The sequence below is a fragment of the Pseudomonas sp. WS 5079 genome (assembly GCF_012985465.1).
Taxonomy (GTDB): Bacteria; Pseudomonadota; Gammaproteobacteria; order Pseudomonadales; family Pseudomonadaceae; genus Aquipseudomonas.
Window position 1 is genome coordinate 813,910 of record NZ_JAAQWN010000001.1, and the last position, 26,563, is coordinate 840,472.

23 protein-coding genes, 1 tRNA gene and 2 pseudogenes are annotated in these 26,563 nt (G+C 60.1%); 17 read left to right on the forward strand and 9 right to left on the reverse strand.

All coding sequences use genetic code 11. The annotated features are described in order from the left end of the window. Positions 1-6 precede the first annotated feature (6 nt). Both tssC and tssB read right to left on the reverse strand, forming a co-directional pair. Entirely contained in the window at positions 7-1,545 is a 1,539-nt protein-coding gene (gene tssC, locus HBO05_RS03470) for a type VI secretion system contractile sheath large subunit (protein WP_172311691.1), read from the reverse strand. A gap of 33 nt (positions 1,546-1,578) precedes the next feature. Next, positions 1,579-2,082: a type VI secretion system contractile sheath small subunit gene (gene tssB / locus HBO05_RS03475; protein ID WP_170041188.1), complete on the reverse strand. Its 504-nt coding sequence runs from the start codon at positions 2,080-2,082 to the stop codon at positions 1,579-1,581. A gap of 355 nt (positions 2,083-2,437) precedes the next feature. Between tssB and HBO05_RS03480 the strand changes: the two are divergent. The 3 genes and pseudogenes from HBO05_RS03480 to HBO05_RS29175 all read left to right on the forward strand — a co-directional run bounded on the left by HBO05_RS03480 (position 2,438) and on the right by HBO05_RS29175 (position 4,694). Beyond that, positions 2,438-3,547: pseudogene (locus HBO05_RS03480) on the forward strand (IS3 family transposase). 249 nt (positions 3,548-3,796) lie between these two features. Beyond that, positions 3,797-4,009 (forward strand): DUF1508 domain-containing protein, encoded by a 213-nt coding sequence (locus tag HBO05_RS03485; protein ID WP_170057149.1) that lies wholly within the window; start codon positions 3,797-3,799, stop codon positions 4,007-4,009. A gap of 559 nt (positions 4,010-4,568) precedes the next feature. Beyond that, entirely contained in the window at positions 4,569-4,694 is a 126-nt protein-coding gene (locus HBO05_RS29175; RefSeq protein ID WP_262376924.1) for a hypothetical protein, read from the forward strand. Positions 4,695-4,710: 16 nt separating this feature from the next. On the opposite strand, the pseudogene HBO05_RS03490 reads toward HBO05_RS29175, so the two are convergent. The 6 genes and pseudogenes from HBO05_RS03490 to HBO05_RS03515 all read right to left on the reverse strand — a co-directional run. Then, positions 4,711-4,956 (reverse strand): annotated as a pseudogene (locus HBO05_RS03490) (Arm DNA-binding domain-containing protein); the annotation flags it as partial. Positions 4,957-5,185: 229 nt separating this feature from the next. Beyond that, positions 5,186-5,261, reverse strand: a tRNA-Gly gene (locus tag HBO05_RS03495). Between the two features lie 63 nt (positions 5,262-5,324). Beyond that, positions 5,325-5,885: a CDP-diacylglycerol--glycerol-3-phosphate 3-phosphatidyltransferase gene (gene pgsA / locus HBO05_RS03500; protein WP_029293776.1), complete on the reverse strand. Its 561-nt coding sequence runs from the start codon at positions 5,883-5,885 to the stop codon at positions 5,325-5,327. 32 nt (positions 5,886-5,917) lie between these two features. After that, positions 5,918-7,741, reverse strand: coding sequence for an excinuclease ABC subunit UvrC (uvrC, locus tag HBO05_RS03505; protein WP_169956616.1), 1,824 nt, complete (start codon positions 7,739-7,741; stop codon positions 5,918-5,920). A gap of 16 nt (positions 7,742-7,757) precedes the next feature. Further along, a complete protein-coding gene (uvrY, locus tag HBO05_RS03510) occupies positions 7,758-8,399 on the reverse strand; it encodes a UvrY/SirA/GacA family response regulator transcription factor (protein ID WP_029293774.1) in 642 nt (213 codons plus the stop codon). Positions 8,400-8,550: 151 nt separating this feature from the next. Continuing rightward, positions 8,551-8,916, reverse strand: coding sequence for a helix-turn-helix transcriptional regulator (locus HBO05_RS03515; RefSeq protein ID WP_169956521.1), 366 nt, complete (start codon positions 8,914-8,916; stop codon positions 8,551-8,553). Positions 8,917-8,997: 81 nt separating this feature from the next. On the opposite strand from HBO05_RS03515, the gene HBO05_RS03520 reads away from it, so the two are divergent. Continuing rightward, positions 8,998-9,237, forward strand: coding sequence for a DNA-binding protein (locus HBO05_RS03520; protein ID WP_169956523.1), 240 nt, complete (start codon positions 8,998-9,000; stop codon positions 9,235-9,237). 36 nt (positions 9,238-9,273) lie between these two features. Here HBO05_RS03520 and HBO05_RS03525 read toward each other — a convergent pair whose 3' ends face one another. Beyond that, positions 9,274-9,723 carry a GNAT family N-acetyltransferase gene (locus tag HBO05_RS03525; protein ID WP_172311693.1) on the reverse strand — a complete coding sequence of 150 codons (450 nt, stop codon included), beginning with the start codon at positions 9,721-9,723 and terminating at the stop codon, positions 9,274-9,276. A gap of 171 nt (positions 9,724-9,894) precedes the next feature. Here HBO05_RS03525 and HBO05_RS29180 point away from each other — a divergent pair, with 171 nt between their 5' ends. The 13 genes from HBO05_RS29180 to HBO05_RS03585 all read left to right on the forward strand — a co-directional run bounded on the left by HBO05_RS29180 (position 9,895) and on the right by HBO05_RS03585 (position 26,542). Next, positions 9,895-10,029, forward strand: a complete 135-nt coding sequence (locus HBO05_RS29180; protein ID WP_262376865.1) for a hypothetical protein — start codon at positions 9,895-9,897, stop codon at positions 10,027-10,029. Positions 10,030-10,368: 339 nt separating this feature from the next. After that, complete coding sequence (locus tag HBO05_RS03530) at positions 10,369-11,439, forward strand: 3-deoxy-7-phosphoheptulonate synthase (protein ID WP_172311695.1); 1,071 nt, start codon at positions 10,369-10,371, stop codon at positions 11,437-11,439. A gap of 80 nt (positions 11,440-11,519) precedes the next feature. Beyond that, the gene (locus tag HBO05_RS03535; protein ID WP_032861429.1) at positions 11,520-11,801 is read left to right on the forward strand and encodes a peptidylprolyl isomerase; all 282 of its coding nucleotides are present in this window, start codon (positions 11,520-11,522) and stop codon (positions 11,799-11,801) included. Positions 11,802-11,936: 135 nt separating this feature from the next. Beyond that, positions 11,937-13,796: an extracellular solute-binding protein gene (locus HBO05_RS03540; RefSeq protein WP_172311697.1), complete on the forward strand. Its 1,860-nt coding sequence runs from the start codon at positions 11,937-11,939 to the stop codon at positions 13,794-13,796. Beyond that, positions 13,796-14,857 (forward strand): microcin C ABC transporter permease YejB, encoded by a 1,062-nt coding sequence (locus tag HBO05_RS03545; RefSeq protein WP_172311699.1) that lies wholly within the window; start codon positions 13,796-13,798, stop codon positions 14,855-14,857. Before HBO05_RS03540 ends, HBO05_RS03545 begins: the two co-directional genes overlap by 1 nt. Then, positions 14,857-15,879 carry an ABC transporter permease gene (locus HBO05_RS03550; RefSeq protein WP_170057146.1) on the forward strand — a complete coding sequence of 341 codons (1,023 nt, stop codon included), beginning with the start codon at positions 14,857-14,859 and terminating at the stop codon, positions 15,877-15,879. The genes HBO05_RS03545 and HBO05_RS03550 overlap by 1 nt, the downstream gene beginning before the upstream one ends. Before the next feature lie 14 nt (positions 15,880-15,893). Beyond that, complete coding sequence (locus HBO05_RS03555) at positions 15,894-17,471, forward strand: ABC transporter ATP-binding protein (protein WP_172311701.1); 1,578 nt, start codon at positions 15,894-15,896, stop codon at positions 17,469-17,471. A 105-nt stretch (positions 17,472-17,576) separates the two neighbouring features. Further along, positions 17,577-18,983, forward strand: coding sequence for a sigma 54-interacting transcriptional regulator (locus HBO05_RS03560; RefSeq protein WP_172311703.1), 1,407 nt, complete (start codon positions 17,577-17,579; stop codon positions 18,981-18,983). Positions 18,984-19,260: 277 nt separating this feature from the next. Next, on the forward strand, positions 19,261-20,652 hold the full coding sequence (locus tag HBO05_RS03565; protein ID WP_029293751.1) for a GntP family permease: 1,392 nt from the start codon (positions 19,261-19,263) through the stop codon (positions 20,650-20,652). Positions 20,653-20,659: 7 nt separating this feature from the next. Next, complete coding sequence (locus HBO05_RS03570; RefSeq protein ID WP_057959252.1) at positions 20,660-21,433, forward strand: 3-hydroxybutyrate dehydrogenase; 774 nt, start codon at positions 20,660-20,662, stop codon at positions 21,431-21,433. 145 nt (positions 21,434-21,578) lie between these two features. Next, positions 21,579-23,531, forward strand: coding sequence for an acetoacetate--CoA ligase (locus tag HBO05_RS03575; RefSeq protein WP_172311705.1), 1,953 nt, complete (start codon positions 21,579-21,581; stop codon positions 23,529-23,531). A gap of 144 nt (positions 23,532-23,675) precedes the next feature. Continuing rightward, positions 23,676-26,225 (forward strand): PAS domain-containing protein, encoded by a 2,550-nt coding sequence (locus HBO05_RS03580; RefSeq protein WP_169956564.1) that lies wholly within the window; start codon positions 23,676-23,678, stop codon positions 26,223-26,225. 41 nt (positions 26,226-26,266) lie between these two features. After that, a complete protein-coding gene (locus tag HBO05_RS03585) occupies positions 26,267-26,542 on the forward strand; it encodes a peptidylprolyl isomerase (protein ID WP_029293742.1) in 276 nt (91 codons plus the stop codon). Positions 26,543-26,563: the final 21 nt, after the last annotated feature.

Consider the following 26,563-nt stretch of genomic DNA (forward strand, 5'->3'; position numbering starts at 1 on the left):
ACTGAATCAGGCTTTGGCCTTGGGCATCTGCGAAACCAGTGACAGATTCACGTCCATGCCCTCGACTTGGAAGTGCGGCACGGCGTACAACTTGATACGGAAGAAGCCGGGGTTATCCTCAATGTCTTCAACCGTCACCTTCGCATCCCGCAGCGGGTGCGAGGCTTGCAGGTCATCGCCCGGATCAGTCATTTCAGTCACCAGACCGCCGATCCATTTGTTCAGCTCAAGTTCCAGCAGGCGACGATCCTTGGTGGTGCCGATGTTTTCGCGCTGGATTAGCTTCAGGTAGTGGGCTATGCGAGACAGCAGGAAGATGTAAGGCAGGCGCGCGTTGATGCGGCTGTTGGCGGTGGCGTCGGCCGTGTCGTACGACGCGGGCTTTTGCGCAGAATTAGCCGAGAAGAAGCACGCATAGTCGCGGTTCTTGTAGTACGAAAGTGGGATGAAACCGAGATTGGCAAATTCAAACTCGCGCGTTTCCGGGATCATCACTTCGGAAGGGATCTTGACCTGATTGCCAGTGCCCAAGTCGTACAGGTGGATCGGCAACTCAGTGACGGCACCGCCCGATTGCGGCCCACGAATCTGCACGCACCAGCCGTTGGTGACGAAGCTCTTGACCATGTTGGCGGCAAAGGCAAACGACGCATTGGTCCACAGGTACTTGTCGTGATCTGGCCCTTTTACGCTTTCGATGTAATTGAAGCTGCGTACGGGAACGGTGTCGGGCCCATAGGGCAGCCGACCCAGAACGCGTGGCATGACCAAGCCGATATAGCGTGCATCATCACTGTCACGCAATGCCTTCCACTTGATGTATTCGGCACGGTCAAAGTAATTTCCGATGTCTTTTATCGCGGCAACCTCTTCCATAGAATCTTTGCCAAAGAAGGCCGGGCCTACGGAACCCACAAACGGCATATGCGCAGCGGCGGCTACTTTTGAAATATTGCGCAACAAGGCAATGTCCTGAGGACTGCGGTCGAATTCGTAGTTGGAGATGGCCGAGGCAATCGGCTCACCCCCCGGGGTATCGTATTCCTGAGTATAGGTATGCAGATACAAACCACTCTGGGCGATTTCCGGAGCATCCTCGAAATCCTGCACCAGGTGATCCTTGCTGATATCCAACAGTTCTATACGAACGTTCTGACGGAAGTCTGTCTGGTCGATCAGCGATTTCACGCCACGCCACGTTGACTCAACGCGTTGAAAGTCAGGATGGTGCATGACCACGTCAAGTTGGCGACTGATCTGCATATCCAGCAAAGCGATGTGCTCGTCCAGCAGAATCTTGTCCAGCCGCTCGACTTTTTGTGTAGATTGCTTAATCAACTTTAAAAAGACATTCACGGCGGCCGTTACCCGCTCATCAGCCGAGACCTCAGACAGCGCCTCAGAATTCTGGAAAACCTCGATACCTCCCAACTCAGTAACTGGGCTTAAGTTGATCTTGTTAAACAAGGTGGCATAAACACCATTGTTATGTTCAGACAATACTGTAGCACCGTGCGATTGCACGCTGGAATTTTCTGCAGGCATGATGGAACTTCCTTTTAAAACTACCGATATGAATTAACGTTCTTCCTTGGGCGCCAGAGCAGCCAGCTCGGCTCGAAGTTCATCACTGAGTGCGTCATCCTTAAGGATGCGCTCAAGCTCATGACGAAAGGTCACGTTATCCAACAGGTTCGATTTCAGGTCACGCAACAGGTTGCGCATGGCCAACAAGGCGCGCAGTTGCGGAATCTGCCGCGCTACCTGCTCGGGTTCGAAGTCCTTCATGCTCTGGAAATTCAACTCGACGGAGGTGTCAGACGCATCGCCGGCCAATGTGTTATCGACTGCGAGTTTCACGCTAGGAGAAAACTCACCCAGGACACTGTCGAAGTTGTTTTTATTGATGTTGACCTTGCCTCGCTCAGAGAGCGGGCGTTGCTCCTTGCCATTGCTGTAATCACCCATGATCATCAGCTTGAGCGGCAACTCGACTTTCTTCTGGGCACCACCAGTATGCAAATCAAGCTTGATGTTGACTCGCGCCTTGGGCACTTCACTCTGAAAACTTTTTGAAGCCATGATCCCACCTCTCCAGACACTTTTTTAACAGCAGTTGCTGCCGTAAATAAAGTAAGACTGGAGCCTATACCTCCAGCCTACTCGCCAGCGCATCCACCGGCCGCAGTACATAAACTCCATTTCATGAGATCAAAAAGTGCTACGTACGATGTACTTATTTCCTTCCTCATTACAATGAAGTATCCCAATCAACCTTGACCAGCCCTCAAAGCCCTAGAGGGAACTTTCGACAACGAATTGGCGAGTTTTCCCACATGAACTGAATCGCCCCGGGTCTCGTAGACACCTCTTTGCCTTAAACTGAAGCCAATTGGGAGATGCCATGAGCAACCCGCGTTAACCCGAAGAATTCAAAATCCAAGCAGTCAATCAAGTGACCGAAAAGAAGCTGCCTGTCGCTGAGGTAGCGGGCCGTCTTGGCGTGTCGACGCATAGCCTCTATGCCTGGATAAAGCGCTACAGCAAACCTCAAGAAGAACGGCAGCAGGACGATGATCAGCACGCTGAACTGCGTCGTCTGCGAGCGGAACTCAAGCGCGTCACTGAAGATCGAGGCATATCAAAAAAGGCCGCAGCGTACTTTGCCAAGGAGTGCGTCTGAAGTACGCCTTTATCAAGCAGCACGCTGGCGACTATTCGATTCGACGGCTTTGCATCACGCTGAAAGCCCATCCCAGCGGTTATTACGCGTGGCTGTCTGAGCCGCAATCTGTATGCGTCCAAAACGAACAACGACTTCTAGGGTTGATCAAGCATTCCCGACTGGAGAGCGGCGGCGTTTACGACTATCGCAAAATCCATGACGATCTGCGCGATGAGGATTGTGGTCGTCATCGTGTGGCGAGGCGGATGCGTCTTGAAGGTCTGCGTTCTCAGACAGGTTATCGACGCCGCCCTGGAAAGTACGGCGGTAAGCCAGCGGTCGCCTCACCCAATTTGCCGAAGCGCCAGTTCGACGTCGTGGGACCCAACAAGGTTTGGGTCACCGACATTACCTACATTCGTACGGATGAAGGCTGGTTGTATTTGGCGGTGGTGCTGGATCTGTTTTCTCGCCAGGTTGTAGGCTGGCCAATGAAGTCGCAGATGACCCGTGATTTGGCGATTTATGTGTTGTTGATGGCGGTTTGGACGCGTAAACCGAAACAAGAGGTGATGGTTCATTCCGACCAAGGCCCAGTACAGCAGTTCCGATTGGCGCAGCTTTTTGAAGGCAAACAATTTGGTTGCCAGCATGAGCCACTGAGGCAACTGCCATGATAACGCCGTGACCGAGAGCTTTTTCCAACTTCTATAGCGGGAACGGGTCAAGCGGAGAATCTACACCACGCGGGAAGATGCCAGTAGTGATGTATTCGATTACATCGGAATATTCTACAACGTAAAACGCCGCCATGGTTTCAATAATCAACTTTCACCGGTAGAGTTTGAAAAGCGTTACTCAATCAGCTTGCAAGGTGTCTAGAGAATCCTGAGCGATTCGTACAGCCTGCCATACTCGAAGATCCATTTACGATTCCTTCATCAACGTTAACGATACAAAGTCAAACACCATATCAAAATCAACACGCCTACGTCCGCTAGGTCGAACGTAATTTGCAATCTTCGACACATTGCGACGCAACTCGAATCTCTATGTTTATAGACGCTCTCTCGGCATGATTGATAGCGTTAAACGCCCGCTACATAAGTATCGACGTCCGAGGAGAAGCATATGGCAGAGTCTGCCCACTTTTACGTATACAAAGACATCAAAAACGAATGGCGTTGGCGATTCATCGCTAAAAACGCAAAGATCATCGCCGTCAGTTCCGAGAGTTACCACAACCTCAAGGACTGCGAACACTCTATTGAATTAGTGAAAACACAGGACTTCGCCACCCGGGTTATTGGCGACGATTCCTTCATGCGGTTACGTACACAGTAATCAGCTTCGGCCCGTGCAGCACTGCATAGTACTATCTCGAATCACCTCCACGCTTGATCCAGACGATCAACACCCGCCTATAAGGGGCTGCGCCCGTTGCCGATTGACGCTGCCCCGCCACCCACCATCCTCTCCAGGCTAGCGCCCAGCACTACCGACTCGTTCCGCACCCGCCCAGGTAGCCCAGATCTTCAAGGCTACGGCGCAGCAGCACCTGGATGACGAGCAACTCGAACGTCGACCTTGTCTGTTCAATGACACCCATGCGCTGATCATCACCTCAAACGCTGCGTCGACGGTGGATGACGACAGCCACCCAAATCCGGGAATCGTGGTGCAGGTGATCTACGGAGTATTTGCCCACGATTAATCACCGCCCCTCCTGGTGGGCGATCTCTATTCCGAACATCCCTTTCTACTTTTGCCTTCTTTACGGACAGTGCAATAGAAGACTGATAACCCGTCCTACTCTCGACGCCTTGGTTCAACCGCCAAATCTGCCGCGACCAAACCGCGTCGTCGAGCTGCCAAGCCACGCGCTGTTTCCACGGCCCCGACCTTGCAGCCCCTCAGCTACATCAAAGCGCGCCTGGGCAACCGCGCCGCCCAGGTGGCAGGCAACTTCAACAGCCTGATCATGATGCGCGTGCGCGAGACCGCCACCGCCGAACTGCTGATCCAGTAACTGTCTAAGGACGCGCCTGGGGATTGACCCCTTGAGCCAATAATTTGCCCGCTTCGTCCCAAAGGTAACGCGCGTCACGCAAACTGACCTGCGGATAGGTGTCCAGCGACATGCGTTTTTGCTTGCCGTTCCAGCAGTAACGGAAGTGCCACGAGCGCCCGCCCGAGGCTGTCACCGCCAAGGACAGGCCGTCAATATCGCCGAGGGTGTAGTCTTTGCCAGTGGGCGTGGCCTGCCGGACGGCAGCATATGAAAGAGCCATGCTTCTAGCCTCCTGAAGATTGAATTCAGGGCTAGATGTTCAGCAAACGACTCGTTGGGCTCCTGCAACAATCCGATCTCAAAGCCCGCCATTTTCATGGACTAGATTCTGGACTAAACACGTCCGGATACCCGTGGCTTTCGATGAATGCTGACGGAACGAAAAAAGACGCCTAAGCGTCTTTTTTCAATGATCTACAGACTTCAATGGAACCCTGTAGATCGATATTTGGAGCGGGAAACGAGACTCGAACTCGCGACCCCGACCTTGGCAAGGTCGTGCTCTACCAACTGAGCTATTCCCGCGTCTTGGTGATGCGCATTCTATAGAATCCTCACCACCCGTCAACCCCTTGATTCAAAAAAGTTTTATTTCTTTTCCACGGTGGTGCGCAGATGGGGCCAGGCGGCGCGCAGGTATTGCAGCATGGACCACAAGGTCAGGCCGGCGGCGATCAGCAGCAAGGCGTAGCCCAGCAGCACCCAGAACGTGAAATTCGACGGGTTGGCCAGCAGGATGACCAGCGCCAGCATTTGCGCGGCGGTTTTCCATTTGCCCATGTTGGACACGGCCACATGGGCGCGTGCGCCGATTTCGGCCATCCATTCGCGCAAGGCCGAGACGACGATTTCACGACCGATGATCACGGCGGCAGGCAGGGTCAGCCACAGGTTGCCGTGCTCTTGTACGAGCAGCACCAGCGCCACGGCGACCATCAGCTTGTCGGCTACGGGGTCGAGGAACGCGCCAAACGGCGTGCTCTGCTCCAGGCGTCGTGCCAGGTAGCCGTCTAGCCAGTCGGTCGCGGCCGCGAAGGCAAAGACCGAACTGGAGGCCATGTAGCTCCATTCATAGGGCAGGTAAAACAGCAAAATGAAAATCGGAATGAGCAGGACGCGTAGAACGGTGATCAGATTAGGGATATTCATCGGCACAACTGGCTACGAGGTGAGAGGGCATTCTACTCGCTGTGTAGGTTTGCATAAATCAACTCAGCGAGCTTTTTACTGATACCAGGGGCTTTGGCTATTTCTTCAATGCTGGCACGGGACAATTCCTGCAATCCACCGAAATGTTTCAACAGTTCACGCCGCCGCTTTGGTCCCACACCCGCAACCCCTTCCAGGGTTGAGGTGCGCCGGGTCTTACCACGGCGGGCACGGTGGCCGGTAATGGCAAAGCGGTGGGCTTCATCGCGGATCTGCTGAATCAGGTGCAGCGCCGGTGAGTCGCCCTTCAAGGTGAACTCATGGGCCGCATCATTCAAGTACAACGTTTCAAAACCGGCCTTGCGCGTCGCACCCTTGGCCACGCCGAGCAGGATCAGGTCGGGCACTGCCAGTTCGTTGAGCACATCACGGGCCATGGACAACTGGCCCTTGCCGCCGTCTACCAGCAGGATATCCGGCAGCTTGCCCTCGCCGTCCTTGAGTTTGCTGAAGCGCCGGGTCAGGGCCTGGTGCATGGCGGCATAGTCATCACCAGGGGTGACGCCTTCGATGTTGTAGCGTCGATAGTCGGACTTGATCGGCCCTTCCGGACCGAAGACCACGCAGGACGCCACGGTCGCCTCGCCGCTGGAGTGGCTGATGTCGTAGCACTCCAGGCGTTGCGGCGGCTCGTCGAGCTTGAGCACGTCGGCCAGCGCCTCAAAGCGTGCGGCCACATGCTGGCGGTTGGCCAGGCGCGCGCTCAGGGCCTGCTCGGCGTTGGTCACCGCCAATTGCTGCCAGCGCGCACGGGTGCCGCGCACCCGGTGGCTGATGTCCAGTTCGCGGCCGCGCAGGGCGTGGATCGCATCGATCAGCGCAGGGAAGTCTTCGTGAACCACGTTGACGATCAATTCGCCCGGCAGGTCGCGCTCGGGACTGCTGACGTAATACTGGCCGAGAAACGCAGCCATGACTTCGGCCACCTCTTCCTCGATCCCCGTCTGGGGAAAGAAATTCTTGCTGCCCAGCACCCGACCGCCACGCACGCTGATCAGGTGCACACAGGCCCCGCCCGGGTTGACGAAGGCCGCAATCACGTCGACGTCACCGGTGCCGCCCTCCATGCTCTGCTGGTCCTGTACCCGGCGCAACAGCGACACCTGGTCACGCAGCTCGGCGGCCCGTTCGAAATCCAGGACACTGGCCGCCTGCTCCATGGCCCCCGACAGTTCGTCGGCCAGGGCATTGCTGCGCCCTTCGAGGAACATCACCGAGTGACGCACGTCTTCGGCATATTCCTTAGGCTCGACCAGCCCGACACAAGGCGCCTTGCAGCGCTTGATCTGGTATTGCAGGCACGGGCGGGTACGGTTCTTGTAGAAGCTGTCTTCACATTGGCGCACGAAGAAGGTCTTTTGCAGCAGGCTCAGGCTCTCGCGGATCGCCCCGGCGCTGGGATACGGGCCAAAATACTTGCCCTTGCGCTTCTTCGCCCCGCGATGGATGCTCAGGCGCGGAAAGTCACCGTCCGACAGAAACACGTACGGGTAGGACTTATCGTCACGCAACAGAATATTGTAGGGCGGCCGCCATTCCTTGATCAGCGTCTGCTCAAGCAGCAACGCCTCGGTTTCATTGGCGGTGATGGTGGTTTCGACCTGGGCGATACGCCCCACCAGCGCGGCGGTCTTCGGCGCCAGGCCGGTCTTGCGAAAGTAACTGGCCAGGCGCTTCTTGAGGTTCTTGGCCTTGCCGACGTACAGCAGACGCGCCTCGCTGTCGAACATGCGATACACGCCAGGCCGGCCACTGCAGGTCGCTAGAAATGCACTGGGATCAAACGCGGCGGTTATTTCAGTGGCTTGCATTTCAGGCGCTGGCGTCCACCATGCCGTGGCGAACCGCGAGCAAGGTCAGTTCAACATCACTGCTGATGGATAGCTTCTCGAAGATTCGATAACGGTAGGTGTTCACGGTTTTCGGCGACAGGCAGAGCTTGTCCGAAATCGACTGGACCTTCTGGCAACCGACAATCATCAGGGCGATCTGGATCTCGCGCTCGGACAAGGCATCAAACGGCGAATCGCTGACCGGCTGGAAAGACTTGATCGCCAATTGCTGGGCAATCTGCGGGCTGATGTAGCGCTGACCGGCAAATACCAGGCGGATAGCCTGGACCATCTCCGCAAGCCCCGCGCCTTTAGTCAGGTAACCCGCTGCACCTGCCTGCAGAAGCCTGGTAGGAAAAGGGTCTTCCTCACAAACCGTAACCACGACAACCTTGATATCCGGATGACTGCGCAGCAACTTGCAGGTCGCGCCAAGACCGCCAATCCCCGGCATCTTGACGTCCATCAAGACCACATCGGGTTTCAATTCACGCGCTTTGATCAGGGATTCCTCCCCCGACTCGGCCTGACCGACTACTTGCAGGCCATCGATGTCAGCCAGCATTCGTGTAATGCCTGTACGAACGAGATCATGGTCATCGACTACTAGCACCCTAATCAAGCAGACACCTCGCGAAATGGTCTTATAGGTTGCCGGACACCTTAGCAAAAAACCACGGCACAGACCTAGCTGAACGCGTCATATATATAGAGTTTCAATCCACTACGAACGCCTGCCGAGCGGCAGGCGGGGTTGTTTCCTGGGCAAAAGGTCAGGATTCCTTGGGGATCGGCCGGGATTTTCCGTTTGCCACAGAGCAATGCTCTGCCAAGGTGCTGGTCAGCCTGCGGATTGCATCCTGATCCTCTTTAAACATCGCGCGGTAGTTGCCCAGGACTTTTTCTTCGATCTGGCTCAGGTTGTCCAACTGGATGGGAGTTGGGCTACCTGTCAAAACAAACAGAATATCGACACCTTTTTCTGCAACGCGGGATAAGTAATCGGCCTTGGGTGCGCGGCCACCACTTTCATATTTACCTTGCGCGTTAGCCTCCACGCCTCCTATTTCACCAAAAACCTTTTGCGACAAGCCAAGTCGCTCTCTTTCTTGCCGTAAGCGCGAACCTATTCCACTCATTTGGATGTAATATCCTTTCTGGCACACCCCAAGAGGTGACGATGTCATCTCGTTTTACACAAACTTGAACGGTTTTGAACTATGCCCGGAATCCGTACCGCTGCACAAGCCAAAGCCTGGCTGGAACATCAAGGCAAATCGGTCCAGGCATTCGCCAGGGAACATGGCGTGGATCCGGCGACCACCTATCAAGTGCTCGCTGGGCGTAAAAAGGGGCGGCGGGGAGAAGCCCATAAGGTCGCGGTCCTTTTGGGCATGAAAGAGGGGATCATCCTTAACGAGGCAAAAAGCCCGGGCAATGATCAGGAGATTGGCTCCTAAAGAGCAGTATGCACCGATTCAAGTCGAGCGCGAGGTTTACCGGGACGACTGCGCTGATAGACAAACGGACTCCATGCGCCAGAAACACCCCTCTTCACCGACAATACTCAGGCCCTGGCGCTGATACAGCCTTCTAGCCGGATTGGTCTTGAATACCGTCAAGCGCAGATAACCCCGCTTTTCGACATGCGCCTTGCAGATCATCTGCTCCAGCACCCAACTGCCTGCGCCCTGGCGGCGAAAAGCCTCGATAATGTGCAGTTCGCGAATGTATAGCGCATTGTCATCGCGGCTGAGACTGACGAACCCTACCAGCCTGTCGTCCTGGCAAATCAACCAGTTTTCCCGCCCGGCCCAGGCGGTGTCGAAGCCTTTGTCGGACCATGTCAGATCGTACTGCCTATAGTAATGGCCCATCGCCTGATGCGTCAGGCTGCGCGCAAAGGCCAGGTGTTGATCCGATGCTGCCTTGAGGGTGAATGCCATAGCAGTGGGCTCCATTGCGTCACAGGTCGCGTCCAGGCAATCATTGTGAGTATCCATCCAGCATATCGGGACATCCGCCATAGTGGTAAGCCCCTCCTCGCGATAGAAATTACTGATTGAATCCAGCGGCATGCGTCAGTTAAGCTCCACCCCATCATTTGGAGAAACACCATGTTGCAACTCACCCTCACCCAGGCTTGCCCTACTGCCAACGCACAGCGTTCGGTCGTGGCTACCCGCGTGAACGGTTTGAGCGCACTGGCCAGCTTTTATTTTGGGTATTGGTTTAGCCACTGGCGCGCCTGATACCTGAAATCGGCGCCCACTACTCAAGGGGTCGCCTGCCAGAGAAATCTAACCCCCGGTCGGCTCCCCGACCGGGGGTTTTGTTTTTTCAGCCCTGAACATTTTTTGCTACACACCGAACTTAAAGGAAACCACACCATGAACTTCAGCACTTATTACCGTTACGACACCTGCACCGCCTGGCGATTTAGCAAGCTCCGTTCGGGACAGCCTGCCGCCTCCGATCGGTCACCTCTTGGTGGCAAGCCAACACACGCAGCCAATACGGCCAATTGTCGAACACCCCAGTAGGGCAGAGCGCGCGGGAACAGCCCGCCGCTTGCCCAGGAAGCAGAACATATGAACTCCTCCATCGCCGCCCTGCCCGTCACCACCCTGTCCCGCGCCAATGAAGCGCTGACCCAGCGTTTGCCCAGCGCCCTTGAGCTCAAGCACCAATTGCCTCTGAGCCCGTTCCTGACCGAGCAAGTCAACGCTCATCGCCAGGCGATCCGCGCGATTCTCACGGGTGAGGACTCGCGCCTGCTGGTCATCGTCGGGCCCTGCTCGATCCATGATCCCGAATCCGCCATGGAATACGCGCGCAATCTGAAAAAACTGGCCAATGACGTCAGTGACCAGATGCTCCTGGTAATCCGCGCCTACGTCGAAAAACCGCGCACCACCATCGGCTGGAAAGGCCTGGCCTACGACCCGCACCTCGATGGCAGCGATGACATGGCCGCCGGCCTCACGCTGTCACGGGAATTGATGCGCGAAATGCTGCGCCTGGGCTTGCCGGTCGCCACCGAGTTGCTGCAACCAATGGCCGCCGGCTACTTCGACGATGTGCTCAGTTGGGTCGCCATCGGCGCCCGCACCACCGAATCGCAGATCCACCGGGAAATGGCCAGCGGCCTGGGCATGCCTGTCGGCTTCAAGAACGGCACCGACGGCGGCGTGGCCATCGCCTGCGACGCCATGCGTTCGGCAGCCCATCCGCACCGCCACTTTGGCGTCGACAGCCAGGGCCATCCGGCAATCATCCAGACTCCGGGCAACGCCGACACCCACCTGGTGTTGCGCGGCGGCCATCGCGGCCCGAACTACGACCGCCAGAGCGTGGCCCAGGTCAAGACCGACCTGGCCAAAAGCAAAGTGGCCACGCGGATCATGGTCGATTGCAGCCACGCCAACAGCGGCAAGGACCCGATGCGCCAGCCAGCGGTGTTCAATGACGTGCTGGAGCAGCGCTTGCAGGGCGACACCTCGCTGATCGGCATGATGCTGGAGAGTCATTTGTTCGAAGGCTGCCAGCCGCTCAGCCCGTCGATGCGCTACGGCGTCTCGGTGACCGACGGCTGCCTGGGTTGGGATGGGACTGAGCAGTTGCTGCGTGAAGCGGCCGCACGTCTGCGCGATCAAGCCTGATGTAAATCAGTGGAACTTTGCCGGGAAATAACCGCCTGAATCCGGTACGCTCACCTTTTTTATTCAAGGAGTTACCCATCATGGCTAAAGCTACCGCCCGTCACATCCTGGTTGCCACCGAAGACAAGTGCAACGAACTCAAAGCCCAGATCGAAGGCGGCGCTGATTTCGCAGAAATCGCCAAAGCCAACTCCAGCTGCCCATCGAGCCGTGATGGCGGCAACCTGGGTTCGTTTGGCCCTGGCCAGATGGTCAAGGAATTCGACACTGTCGTGTTCAGCGCCCCGGTCAACACCGTGCAGGGCCCGGTGAAAACCCAGTTCGGTTATCACCTGTTGGAAGTGACCAGCCGCCAGGACTGATCCACATCTTTGCAAAACACAACGGCCCGCCTTTTGGTGGGCCGTTGTGTTTGTGTGCCAGTGGGGTGACTGGCGACCCGCGTGCGGTTAGGGTACAAGTCCCCTTCCTTCTTCACCCGGCGCTCAAGGCTGATAATGCGACTGGACTTCCTCACGTTAGTTGGCTCTACCCTGGCCCTGCTGCTGGCGAGTTCCATCTCGTTTGCTGCCCCGCAACAGGCATTGACCGTCTACGGCGAACCTGCCAAGTACCCCGCCGATTTCAAGCATTTCGACTATGTGAACCCCGATGCCCCCAAGGGCGGCAGCCTCAAGCGCTCGGCCCTCGAAGTCGGCCGCTTCGACCATGTACTGCCGTATATCGACAAAGGCATCGGCGTCAGCCAGCTGGACGGCTGGGTGTATTCGCCCCTGGCCTACCGCTCGCTGGATGAGCCCTATACCGTCTACGGCCTGGTCGCGCAAAAGATGGAGCGCGCCGAGGACGGCCTGTACCTGCGTTTTTTCCTCAACCCCAAGGCGCGATTTGCCGACGGCAAGCCGATCACCGCAGAAGACGTACGCTATAGCTTCAACCTGCTGATGACCCAGGGCAGCCTGCGCTTTCGCACGCTGTTTGCCGACGTCAAGCACGTCGAGGTAGAAGGCCCCCTGCAAGTGCGCTTTGACTTCTCCAGCAGCGAGAACCGCACCCTGCCCCTGGATATCGCGACCCTGCCGGTGTTCCCCGAACATTGGTGGAAAAGCCGCGACTTCGCCAACGGCGGCGGCTATGAGGTGCCCCTGGGCAGCGGTCCGTACAAAGTCAGCAAGATCAATTCCGGCAGCACTATCACCTTCCAGCGCGACCCCGACTGGTGGGGCAAGGACTTGCCCGTCAGCCGCGGCCTGTACAACTTCGACCGCTTGAGCCTGGAGTACTTCGGCGATACCGAAGTCGCGCGCCAGGTCCTGCGCGGCGGCGCCTATGACTTCAACCGCGAGTTCTCCGCCACCGGCTATTCCATCGGCTACAACGGCCCGGCCCTGGACGATGGCCGCCTGCAACGCGCGCACCTGGCCAAGCAAGCCCCGCAAGCGGCCCAGGGCTACGTGTTCAATATGCAAAAGCCGATATTCCAGGACCGCCGCGTGCGCCAGGCCCTGGCCATGCTCTGGGATTTCGAGTGGGCCAACCGGCAGATGATGCGCAACCTGTATATCCGCCAGCAAAGCTACTTTTCCAACAGCCCGCTGGCCGCCACCCAACTGCCCGACGCCCAGGAACTGGCGATTCTCGAACCCTTGCGCGGGCAGATCCCCGACGAAGTCTTCACCCAAGTGTTCAAGGCGCCGACCACCGACGGCAGCGGCATGATCCGTGACAAGCAACTGCAAGCCCTGGCCTTGCTGGAAGACGCCGGCTGGACGCCCAAGGGCGACAAGCTGGTGAACGCTGCCGGCGAACCCCTGGAGTTCACCTTCCTCAATGTGCAAAACGGCCTCGAACGCCTGCTGCTCCCCTATAAACGCAACCTGGCGCAGATCGGCATTACCCTCAACATCCGGCGCATCGACTCATCCCAGTACGTCAACCGCCTGATGACCCGCGACTACGACATGATCGTCACCGGCTTCCCGGTCACCACCTCGCCGGGCATGGAGCTGTACAACTTCTTCGGTTCCTCGTCGGCCTTCGACCCGGGCAGCAACAACTACATCGTCCTGCAAAACCCGGCGGTCGACACCCTGGTCACCGGCCTGGTGCGTGCCACCACCCAGGCGCAGATGCTCAGCTACGCCCATGCCCTGGACCGGGTGCTGCAATGGAATTACTACTGGATCCCCAATTACTACCCGCCCGGCACCTCGGCCGCGTGGTGGAACCGCTTCGGTCGCCCGGCCATCGAGGCGAGCAACGACGAGGCGCTGGAGTCGTGGTGGGAGGTCAGCCCGACCCCCCTGACCAATGAGCAGATGAAAGCCGAACTGAACAAGCCGCGAGGTGCCCGCTGATGTTTGCCTATATCGTGCGGCGCCTGCTGCTGATCATCCCGACCCTGGTGATCATCCTGCTGGTGAACTTTGTGATCGTCCAGGCCGCGCCCGGCGGGCCGGTGGAGCAAGCCATCGCCCACTTGCAGGGGATTGGCGGCGGGGGCGTCGGCGGCTCGGCCGGCGACGGCGTCAGCAGTGGCTCACGCGCCAGTCGCGGCCTGGACCCCAAGCTGATCAAGGACATCGAAAAACAATACGGCTTCGACAAATCCGCCCCCGAACGCCTGTGGCTGATGCTCAAGAACTACGCCCAGCTGGATTTTGGCAACAGCTTCTTTCGCGGCGCCACGGTGATCGACCTGATCCTGGAAAAGATGCCGGTGACCCTTTCCCTCGGCCTCTGGGCTACGCTGATCACCTACCTGGTGTCGATCCCTCTGGGGATCCGCAAGGCGGTGCGCCACGGCAGCAGTTTCGATGTGTGGAGCAGCACCGCCATCGTCATTGGCTACGCGATGCCGGCCTTCCTGTTCGCGATGTTCTTGATCGTGGTCTTTGCCGGCGGCACCACCCTGAACTGGTTCCCGGTGCGGGGCCTGGTGTCGGAGAACTTCGAGCAACTGAGTACCCTGGGCAAGGTCGCCGATTATTTCTGGCACCTGGTGCTGCCGGTCAGCGCCCTGGTGATCGGTGGTTTCGCCACCTTGACCATCCTCACCAAAAACTCGTTCCTCAATGAAATCACCCGTCAGTACGTGGTCACCGCACGCGCCAAGGGCCTGAGCGAACGGCGCGTGCTCTACGGCCATGTGTTTCGCAACGCCATGCTGCTGGTGATCTCCGGGATCCCCCAGGCGTTTATCAGTGTGTTCTTCGCCGGTTCGCTGCTGATCGAGGTGATCTTCTCCCTCGACGGCCTGGGCCGCATGAGCTACGAAGCGGCGGTGTCGCGGGACTATCCGGTGGTGTTTGGCTCACTGTTTATCTTCACCCTGTTTGGCCTCTTGATAAAACTGATCGGCGACCTCTGCTACACCCTGGTGGACCCGCGTATCGACTTTGCCGCGAGGAACGCCTGATGCTCAATCTGTCTCCCGTAGCCCGTCGGCGCTTCGAACGCTTCAAGCAAAACCGCCGGGGCTGGTGGTCGCTGTGGCTGTTTATCGGCCTGTTTATCCTGACCCTGGGCGGCGAGTTGATCGCCAACGACAAACCGCTGGTGCTGAGCTATCAGGACCAGTTGTATTTCCCGGTGTTCAAGCGCTACACCGAGCAGCAGTTCGGCGGGCAACTGCCATTCCAGGCCGACTACCGCAGTGACTACGTGCAGCAACTGATCAAGCAAGACGGCGGCTGGATGCTGTTCCCGCCGATCCCCTTCAGCGATGACACGCCCAACTACGAACTGACCCGCCCTGCCCCCAGCCCGCCGTCCACGGTGAACTGGCTGGGCACCGACGACCAGTCCCGCGATGTGCTGGCGCGGGTGATCTTCGGCGCACGGGTATCGATCCTGTTCGCCCTCGGCCTGACCGCGATCAGCGCCGTCATCGGCATTGCCGCCGGTGCCTTGCAGGGCTATTACGGCGGCTGGGTCGACCTGCTTGGCCAGCGCATCCTCGAAGTGTGGTCTGGGCTGCCGGTGCTGTACCTGCTGATCATCCTCTCGGGGTTTGTCGAGCCCAACTTCTGGTGGCTGCTGGGGATCATGGCGCTGTTTTCCTGGCTGGCCCTGGTGGATGTGGTGCGCGCCGAATTCCTGCGCGGGCGCAACCTGGAATATGTGAAAGCCGCGCGAGCCCTGGGCCTGAGTGACGGCAAGATCATCCGCCGGCACATCCTGCCGAACGCGATGACCGCCACCCTGAGCTACCTGCCTTTCATCCTGACCGGGGCGATTTCCACCCTCAGCGCCCTGGATTTCCTCGGCTTCGGCATGCCGGCGGGCAGCGCGTCCCTGGGTGAGTTGATCGCCCAGGGCAAGCAAAACCTGCAGGCGCCGTGGCTCGGGCTCACGGCCTTTTTCACCCTGGCGCTGATTCTGTCGCTGCTGGTATTTATCGGCGAGGCGCTGCGTGACGCCTTCGACCCACGATCATGAAGGGCGATGCATCCATGACTGACAACCTGATCGAGATCCGCGACCTGTGCGTCGCCTTCAACGGCCAGACCGTGGTGCGCAACCTGAGCCTGGATATCCGCCCCGGCGAGTGCCTGGCGCTGGTGGGCGAGTCGGGCTCGGGCAAATCGGTGACGGCCCATTCGATCCTGCAACTGCTGCCCCAGGCCGGCACCGCTACCACAGGGTCGGTGCGCTATCGCGGCCAGGAACTGCTCGGCGCCACCGCCAGCACCCTGCAAAAACTGCGGGGCAACCGTATCGCGATGATCTTCCAGGAGCCGATGACCTCCCTCAACCCCTTGCACAGCATCGAAAAGCAGATCGGCGAAACCCTGCTGCTGCACAAGGGCCTCGGCGGCAAGGCGGCCCAGGCGCGTATCCTCGAGCTGCTGGACCTGGTGGGCATCCGCAATCCCCAGGAACGCCTCAAGTCTTACCCCCATCAGTTGTCGGGCGGCCAGCGCCAGCGGGTGATGATTGCCATGGCCCTGGCCTGCGAGCCGGAACTGCTGATCGCCGACGAGCCGACTACCGCCCTGGATGTGACGGTGCAGCGCAAGATCCTGCTGCTGCTCAAATCCTTGCAGCAACGCCTGGGCATGTCCTTGCTGCTGATCAGCCATGACCTCAACCTGGTGCGCAGCATTGCCCAGCGCGTATGCGTGATGCAGGCCGGGGAAATCGTCGAGCAGGCCGACTGCCAAACCCTGTTCAATGCCCCACGACACCCCTACAGCCGCCTGCTGCTGGATGCCGAACCGGTCGGCACGGCACTGTGCCAGGATGCACGCGAGACGGTGTTGCAGGTCGACGGCCTGAGTGTGCGTTTCCCCATCGCTGGCGGGCTGTTCCGGCGCAGGCAGTACCTGCAAGCGGTGGATGGCATCAGCCTGGAACTGCAACGGGGCAAGACCCTGGGGATCGTCGGCGAGTCAGGCTCCGGCAAGTCCACCCTCGGCCAGGCAATCCTGCGCTTGCTCGACTCCAGCGGCAGCATCCGCTTCCAGGGCGAGGCCCTCGATAGCCTCAGCCAGAAACAGATGCGCCCGTGGCGCAAGCAGATGCAGGTGGTGTTCCAGGATCCCTATGGCAGCCTCAGCCCGCGCATGTCGGTGCAACAGATCATCAGCGAAGGCCTGGAGGTGCACGCGCCCTGCAGCCTGCAGGAGCGTGATGCGCAGGTGATCAAGGTGCTGCAGGATGTGGGCCTGGACCCGGCCAGCCGCCATCGCTACCCCCACGAATTCTCCGGTGGCCAGCGCCAACGCATCGCCATCGCCCGCGCCCTGGTGCTGCGCCCGGCCTTGATGCTGCTGGACGAGCCCACCTCGGCCCTGGATCGCACCGTGCAAAAACAAGTGGTGGCGCTGCTGCGTGAATTGCAGGAAAAGTACGGCCTGACCTACCTGTTTATCAGCCATGACCTGGCCGTTGTGCGGGCCATGGCCCACGACATGATCGTGATCAAGGACGGCAAGGTGGTCGAGCGTGGGCCGAGCCAGGCGGTGTTCGACTCACCACAGCACCCCTACACCCAGGAACTGCTGGCCGCCACGCAACTCCCTCTGTAGGAGCCGGCTTGCCGGCGATGGCGCCAGTAAAATCGCCATCGCCGGCAAACCGGCTCCTACAGGGGATCAGGTCATTCATTCATCTTTTTTGTTGGCGCCCCGAGCATGAACACCACCGAAAGCCTCAAGGACTACCCGCACGTTCGTGGCCTGGCGATCCAGTCCCTGTTCGAGATCATCGAGCAGTCCAGCGAAGGCACGGTAATTGTCGATCGCGACGCCAACATCGTGTGGATGAACGAGCGCTACGCCAAGCGCTTCGGCCTCAAAAGCGCCGACCAGGCCATCGGCCAGCCGTGCGAACAGGTGATCTCCAACAGCCTGCTACGCCAGGTGGTGCGCAGTGACCAGCCGATCCTCCTGGATATCCAGGACACGCCCAAAGGCCCGTTGGTGGTGATGCGCCTGCCGATCCACGACGATGCCGGCAAGGTCATCGGCGCCATCGGTTTTGCCCTGTTCGATGAGTTGCGCAACCTCTCGCCGATGATCGAGCGCTACCTGAGCATGCAACAGGAGCTGGCCTCGACCCGTTCGCTGCTGCGCTCGCGCCAGAGCAAATACAACTTCGCGCACTTTATCGGCACCAGCGCTGCCAGCCTGGAGGTCAAGCGCCGGGCGCGGCGCAGTGCCAGTGCCGAGTCGCCGGTGTTGCTGCTGGGCGAAACCGGCACCGGCAAGGAGCTGTTGGCCCAGGCCATCCATGGCGCCTCGCCACGCGCCCATAAGGCCTTTGTCAGCATCAACAGCGCCGCCATCCCCCACGACCTTCTGGAAGCCGAGTTTTTCGGCACCGCGCCCGGCGCATTCACCGGCGCCGACCGCAAGGGCCGCGCCGGCAAACTGCAAATCGCCCAGGGCGGGACGTTGTTTCTCGATGAAATCGGCGACATGCCGCTGCCCCTGCAAAGCAAACTGCTGCGGGTGCTGCAGGAGAAAGAGTTCGAGCCGGTGGGCTCCAACGAAATGATCCACAGCGACGTACGGGTGATCGCCGCGACCTCCACCGACCTGGAAGCCGCGATCAAGCGCGGCGAATTTCGCGCCGATTTGTATTACCGCCTCAACGTATTGCCGATCCAGGTCCCGCCCCTGCGCGAACGCCTGGATGATATTCCGGCGTTGAGCGAAGCGATCCTTGAAGAACTGCGCAGCCAGCATGAACTGGACCGCGAAGCCCTGGCGCTGCTGGCCGAGCATGCCTGGCCAGGAAACATCCGTGAGTTGCGCAACGTGCTGGAGCGCGCAGCGTTGCTCAGCGATGACCTGGTGTTGGATGCGCGGGAAATTCGTGCGGCGATTGGTACGTTCAGCCCGGTAGAGCGCAGCGCCGTGGCGCCAGTCGAGGTCCAGACCTTCAGCGCGGCACGGCAGCGGTTTGACCGGCAGTTGATTGCTGCCGCGTTGCGCCAGTGCGAGGGCAATGTGATCGAGGCGGCCAAGCAATTGGGGCTTGGGCGCTCGACGCTGTACAAAAAGATGGTGGCGCTGGGCATCGAGCAATCCCAATAAAGAGACACAAATCTCATTACAAAGACACTCCCCCTGTGGGAGCGGGCTTGCCCGCGATAGCGGTGTGTCAGGCAACAAATCCACGCCAGTTAGACCGCCATCGCGGGCAAGCCCGCTCCCACATTTGATCTGGATTTGTCTTGATATAGAGACATGGCCTGACCACAAACTATAAATATCTATATATATCAATAACTTACAAACTTGGCACAATTCCCGCTATAGCCCCTTCCTACAGCATTACCCCACAACAATAACAATCCGATGGAGACACACCATGAGTGTGATCATTGCCCTGGCGGCGCTCGCGCTGCTGATGCTGGCCGCCTACCGTGGCTATAGCGTCATCCTGTTTGCCCCCATCGCCGCCCTTGGCGCCGTACTGCTCACCGACCCTTCCGCCGTCGCCCCCGCCTTTACCGGGGTGTTCATGGAAAAAATGGTCGGCTTTATCAAACTCTACTTCCCGGTGTTCCTGCTCGGCGCGGTGTTCGGCAAGCTGATCGAGCTGTCGGGCTTTTCGCGCTCGATCGTCGCGGCCGCCATCCGTTTGCTCGGCACCCGCCAGGCGATGCTGGTGATCGTGCTGGTGTGTGCCCTGCTGACCTACGGCGGCGTGTCGCTGTTTGTGGTGGTGTTTGCGGTGTACCCGTTCGCCGCCGAGATGTTCCGCCAGAGCAATATCCCCAAGCGCCTGATCCCGGCGACCATTGCCCTGGGCGCGTTCTCGTTCACCATGGACGCCCTGCCCGGCACGCCGCAGATCCAGAACATCATCCCCAGCACCTTCTTCAACACCACCGCCTGGGCCGCGCCCTGGCTGGGTCTGATCGGCACGATCTTTGTGTTCTGCGCCGGCATGCTGTACCTGGCACGCCAGCGCAACAAGGCCCAGCGTGCCGGCGAAGGCTATGGCACCGACTTGCGCAACGAGCCGGAAACCGCCGAAGACCTGAGCCTGCCCAACCCGTGGATCGCCCTGTCGCCGCTGATTCTGGTGGGGGTGATGAACCTGCTGTTCACCCACTGGATCCCGCAGTGGTACGGCAAGACCCACAGCCTTGCCCTGCCGGGCATGAGCGCGCCGGTGACCACGGAAATCGCCAAGCTCACCGCAATCTGGGCGGTGCAGGCGGCGTTGCTGGTGGGGATCATCATGGTCCTGGTATTCGGCTTTTCGGCGATCAAGAGCAAGCTGGCCGAAGGCAGTAAAAGCGCAGTCAGCGGCGCGCTGCTGGCGGCGATGAACACCGCTTCGGAATACGGCTTCGGTGCGGTGATCGCTTCGCTGCCGGGCTTCCTGGTGTTGGCGGACTGGCTCAAGGGCATCCCCAACCCGCTGGTCAACGAAGCGATTACCGTGACCCTGTTGGCCGGTATCACCGGCTCTGCTTCCGGCGGCATGAGTATCGCCCTGGCGGCCATGTCCGAGAGCTTTATTTCCGCGGCCCATGCCGCCAATATCCCCCTGGAAGTGCTGCACCGGGTCGCGGCCATGGCCAGCGGCGGCATGGACACCCTGCCCCACAACGGCGCGGTCATCACGCTGCTGGCGGTGACCGGCCTGACCCACCGCGAAGCCTACAAGGACATTTTCGGCATCACGATCATCAAGACCCTCGCGGTGTTCGTGGTGATCGGTACTTTCTACGCCACCGGCATTGTGTGAGGTTTTCATGACGACATTGAACGGCAAGACCGCCCTGGTCACCGGCTCCACCAGCGGCATCGGCCTGGGCATTGCCCTGAGCCTGGCCAAGGCCGGCGCCAACCTGATCCTCAACGGCTTCGGCGATGCCAGCGCGGTGATCGCCCAAGTGCAGGCGTTTGGCGGCAAGGTCGGCCATCACCCGGCCGATGTCAGCGACCCGGCGCAGATCGCCGAGATGGTCGCCTACGCCGAGCGCGAGTTCGGTGGCATCGACATCCTGGTCAATAACGCGGGCATCCAGCATGTGGCGGCGGTGGAAGATTTTCCGGTGGAGCGCTGGGACTCGATCATCGCCATTAACCTGTCGTCGGTGTTCCACAGCACGCGCCTGAGCCTGCCGGGCATGAAGGCCAAGGGCTGGGGGCGGATCGTCAACATCGCTTCGGTGCACGGCCAGGTCGGCTCGGTGGGCAAGGCGGCCTACGTCGCGGCCAAGCATGGGGTAATCGGCCTGACCAAGGTCGTTGGCCTGGAAACCGCCACCAGCAACGTGACCTGCAACGCCATTTGCCCGGGCTGGGTCTTGACCCCGCTGGTGCAAAAGCAGATCGATGACCGCATTGCCGCAGGCGTCGACCCGCAACAGGCCCAGCATGACCTGCTGGCCGAGAAGCAGCCGTCGTTGGAATTTGTCACGCCACCGCAGTTGGGTGAGCTGGTACTGTTCCTGTGCAGCGAGGCCGGCAGCCAGGTGCGTGGCGCGGCGTGGAACATCGATGGCGGGTGGTTGGCCCAGTAAACCCAAACACCGCAAACCCCCTGTAGGAGCTGGCTTGCCTGCGATAGCGGTCGGCCAGCCACCACCGCTATCGCAGGCAAGCCAGCTCCCACAGTTTGGATGTGTGATGCCTGGCAGATTTCATACAAGAACAAGAGAGTGCGCCATGTCCGATATCCTCTGGCAACCGAGCCCGGAACGCATCCACAACACCCGGATGGACCAGTTCCGGCGCTTTATCAATGATCGCCACGCCTTGCAGATCAACGATTACCCCAGCCTGCACCAATGGAGCATCGACCAGCGCCCGGCGTTCTGGGCGGCGATTGTCGAGTTCTTCGACGTGCAGTTTCGTACGCCGCCCGGCACAGTGCTGGTGGAAGGCGCGCAGATGCCCAGCGCGCAGTGGTTTCCCGGCGCCACCCTGAACTTTGCCGAGCACCTGCTGCGCCGCCGCGATGACCACCCCGCCGTGGTCGCCATCAGCGAAGACGGCCAGCGCGAACAACTGACCTATGCCGAACTGGCCCGCCACGTCTCCGGCCTGCAGCGCAGCCTGCAAGCAGCCGGCGTGGGCCAGGGAGATCGGGTGGCGGCGTGCATGCCCAATACCTGGCAAACCCTGGTGGGCATGCTTGCCACTACCAGCCTCGGGGCGATCTGGTCGTGTTCCTCGCCGGATTTCGGCACCCAAGGGGTGATCGACCGCTTCGGCCAGATCGAACCCAAGGTGCTGATCACCTGCGCCGGCTATCGCTACGCTGGCAAGCTGATCGACCAGAGCGCCAAGCTCAATGAAATCCTCGAGCGCCTGCCCACCCTGCAACAACTGATCATCGTGCCCTACGCCCGGCCCGAGGCGCGCGTCGAGGATTACCAGACCCAGGCCAACGTAGCCCTGTGGGATGACTTCTACCGCGCGGGCGGCGAACCGCAGTTTGTCGCCGTGCCCTTCGACCACCCGCTGTACATCCTCTACTCCAGCGGCACCACCGGCGTGCCCAAGTGCATCATCCACGGCACCGGTGGCGTGCTGCTGACCCACCTCAAGGAACACGGCCTGCACGCCGACCTGTCGCGCGACGACTGCTTGTTCTACTACACCACCTGCGGCTGGATGATGTGGAACTGGCTGGTCTCGGTACTGGCCATCGGCGCCACGGTGGTGCTGTATGACGGCTCGCCATTTCATCCGGGGCCCGAGCGCCTGATTGACCTGATCGACCAGGAGCGCATCAGCGTGTTCGGCACCAGCCCGAAATTCCTCGCCACCCTGGAAAAAGCCGGCCTGCAACCGCGCCGCAGCCATGACCTGGGCAGCCTCAAGGGCCTGATCTCGACCGGCTCGCCACTGTCGCCCCAGAGCTACGACTACGTGTACCGCGAGATCAAGCAGGAGCTGTGCCTGTCGTCGATGTCGGGCGGTACCGACATCGTCTCCTGCTTTGTCATCGGCAACCCGATGCTGCCGGTACGGCGCGGTGAAATGCAATGCAAGAGCCTGGCGATGGCCATCGAAGTGTGGGACGACCAGGGCCGGCCGCTGGTCGGCGAAAAAGGTGAACTGGTGTGCACCCGGCACTTCCCGGCCATGCCCATCGGCCTGTGGAATGACCCCCAGGGGGAAAAACTGCGCGCCTCGTATTTCAGCCAGTTCCCAGGTGTGTGGGCCCAGGGCGACTATGCCGAGCAACGCGCCAATGGCAGCCTGCTGATCCACGGGCGTTCGGATGCAGTGCTCAACCCCGGCGGCGTACGCATCGGCACGGCGGAGATCTACCGCCAGGTGGAAAAAGTCCCGCAGGTCCTGGAAAGCCTGGCCATCGGCCAACGCTGGCAGGACGATGTGCGCGTGGTGCTGTTTGTGCGGCTCAATGACGGCGAACACCTGGACGCCGCCCTCGAACAGCAGATCCGCGAGGTGATCCGCGCCAACACCACGCCGCGCCACGTGCCGGCGAAGATTCTCAGCGTGAGTGACATCCCGCGCACCATCAGCGGCAAGATCGTCGAACTGGCGGTAAGAAATGTCGTGCATGGCGAACCGGTGAAAAACACCGATGCCCTGGCCAACCCCGAGGCCCTGGAGCAGTTTCGCGACCGCCCTGAGCTGGCATAAAAGATGAAAGGTTTCAGCGCCCACACGCTCATTTGAAGATAAACCCCTCAAGCATGCTATTTTTCGAGGGGTAGCCAGCCGTTTCCGCAGCACGGGATAATCGGCTTCTGTCATTCTTCAAGACGTTACGCGCGGGACACTTACATGAACGGATCACCCACCGGCAGCGAGGCCGCGGCCCTGATCGCACGGCTGGACTGGGCCACAAGCCCCCTCGGTGATGCCAGCCACTGGCCACAAAGCCTGCGCACGGCAATCGATATCGTCATCCATTCACCGATGCCGATGCTGTTGCTGTGGGGCGACGAACTCACGCAGATCTACAACGATGGCTTCGCCCTGCTGGCCGGCAACAAGCACCCCCAGGGCTTTGGCCAGCCGACCCACCGGGTCTGGCCGGAACTGCAACACTTCACCGCCCCCATCTACAGCGCCGTGCTGGCCGGCCAGGTGCGCACCTTCAGCGAGCAGCGTTTTGTCCTGCAACGCAACCACCGCGATACGGAAATCTGGCTGGACCTGACCTACAGCCCGATCCGCGACGAACGTGGCCGGGTCGCCGGGGTCCTGGTGACGGCGATTGAAACCAACGAGCGCCGGCAACTGGCCCAGGAGCTGCAACAACGCTCCGAGGCCAGCCTCAAGGCCCAGCACGATACCGAGCAACGCTTGCAACTGGCCCTGGCCGCCACCGATGCAGTGGGCACCTGGGACTGGGATATCAGCGAAGACCGCTTTATCGCCGACAGCCATTTTGCCCAGTTGCATGGGGTTGATCCGGTTAACGCCCACCAGTTGCCCATCAGTGACTACCTGCAAGGCGTGCACCCGGAAGACCGCGGCATGGTGGCCCGCAGCATCAAGCATTGCATTACCCATGGCACCGAGTACGCCGAGGAATATCGCCTGCTCCAGGCCGACGGGCAGATACGCTGGGTGTTCGCCCGGGGCCGCTGCTACAAGGATCACCACGGCCGACCGGCGCGTTTTCTCGGTGCGGCCCTGGACCTGACCGAACGCAAGCACACCGAGCAAGCCCTGCGCCAGAGCCAGACCGAGCTGCAACTGATCATCAACGCGATGCCGGTGCTGATCGGCTATGTGGATCACCAGGAGCGCTTTCGCCTGAACAACAGCGCCTACCTCGACTGGTACGGCCTGACCCCGCAAGAGCTGTATGGCAAGACCATCCTTGAAGTGATCGGTGCCCAGGTGTACGCCGGGCGCGCCGACAAAATCGCTGCTGCGCTCAAGGGCAAGGCGTGCAGTTTCATCACCGTCACTCCCCATCGCGACGGCCGGCCCCGGCATGCGCTGATGAAGTACCTGCCACGCTTCAGCGCCGATGGCTCGGTCAATGGTTTCTACATCTTTGTGATCGATGAGACCGAACGCAAACTCACCGAAGAAGCCCTGCGCCACCTCAACGATAACCTCGAAGAACGTGTGGCCCAGCGTACCCAGGCCCTGGCCGAGGCCAACCAGCGCCTGCAAAACGAAATGTTCGAGCGCGAGCGCGCTGAAGATGCGCTGCGCCATGCGCAAAAAATGGAAGCGGTCGGCCAGCTCACGGGCGGGATCGCCCATGACTTCAACAATATGCTCACCGGCATCATCGGCAGCCTGGACCTGATGCAACGCTACATCGCCGCCGGGCGCAGCGATGAGATCGGGCGCTTCACCGATGCCGCCGTGTCCTCGGCCCATCGTGCGGCGGCCCTGACCCATCGCCTGCTGGCCTTCTCCCGGCGCCAGTCGCTGGACCGCCGGCCCCTGGACCCAAACCAGTTGGTTGCGTCCCTGGAAGACCTGTTCCGCCGTACCAAAGGCGCCCATATCGACCTCAAGGTGCAACTGGGCAGTGATATCTGGCCGGTGAACACCGACGCCAGCCAACTGGAAAACGCCCTGCTCAACCTGGTGATCAACGCCCGCGACGCCATGCCCGATGGCGGCCAACTGAGCATCGAGACGGCCAACAGCTACCTCGACGGCACCGACATCACCACCCTGGAACCGGTCAAGGCCGGCGACTACGTGATGCTCGGCGTGTGCGACAACGGCGCCGGCATGACCCCCAAGATCCTGGCCAAGGCCTTCGATCCGTTTTTCACCACCAAGCCCATCGGCCAGGGCACCGGCCTTGGGTTGTCGATGATTTATGGCTTTGCCCAGCAATCCGGCGGCCACGTCACGATCCACAGCGAACCGGGGCGTGGCACCTGCGTGCGCCTGTACCTGCCGCGCCTGCACGGCACCGCCCTGGAAAAAGTCCTGCCGCAAATCCCCGTGGAAGCCCCCGTGGCGCTGGATGGCGAAGCCGTGGTGGTGGTCGAGGACGATGCCGCAGTGCGCATGCTGGTGGTCAACCTGCTCGATGAGCTGGGCTACACCGCCCACCAGGCTGCCGATGCACGCGCGGCCTTGCCGTTGCTGGAGTCTGACCTGCGGGTGGACTTGCTGGTGACCGATGTCGGCCTGCCCGGCATGAACGGCCGGCAACTGGCGGAAATCGCCCGCCAGCACCGCCCTGAGCTCAAAGTGCTGTTCATGACCGGCTATGCCGAAACGGCCGCCGAGCGCCGGGGCTTCCTGGAAGACGGCATGGACATGGTGGCCAAGCCGTTTTCCATCGACCAGTTGGCCACGAAAATCCGCAGCATGATCGGCGTCAATGGCCAAGTTGATGCATAATCCCGCGCCTTCAAGCCCGACCGTTGCAAGGTAACTGCCCGATGAAAGCCCAAGCCCGCCATATCCTGGTCAAGACCAGCGAAGAAGCCGAACAGCTCAAGCAGCGTATTGCCAAGGGCGAAGCCTTTGATGTGCTGGCCAAGAAGTTCTCCACCTGCCCGTCCGGCAAGCGCGGCGGCGATCTGGGTGAAGTGCGGCCGGGGCAGATGGTCGGGGTGATTGATGCGGTGATCTTCAAGAAACCGCTGCGGGTGGTGCATGGGCCGATCAAGAGCAAGTTTGGGTATCACCTGGTGCAGGTGTTCTACCGCGACTGAGGGGTTGGCTCAAGGCCGCTA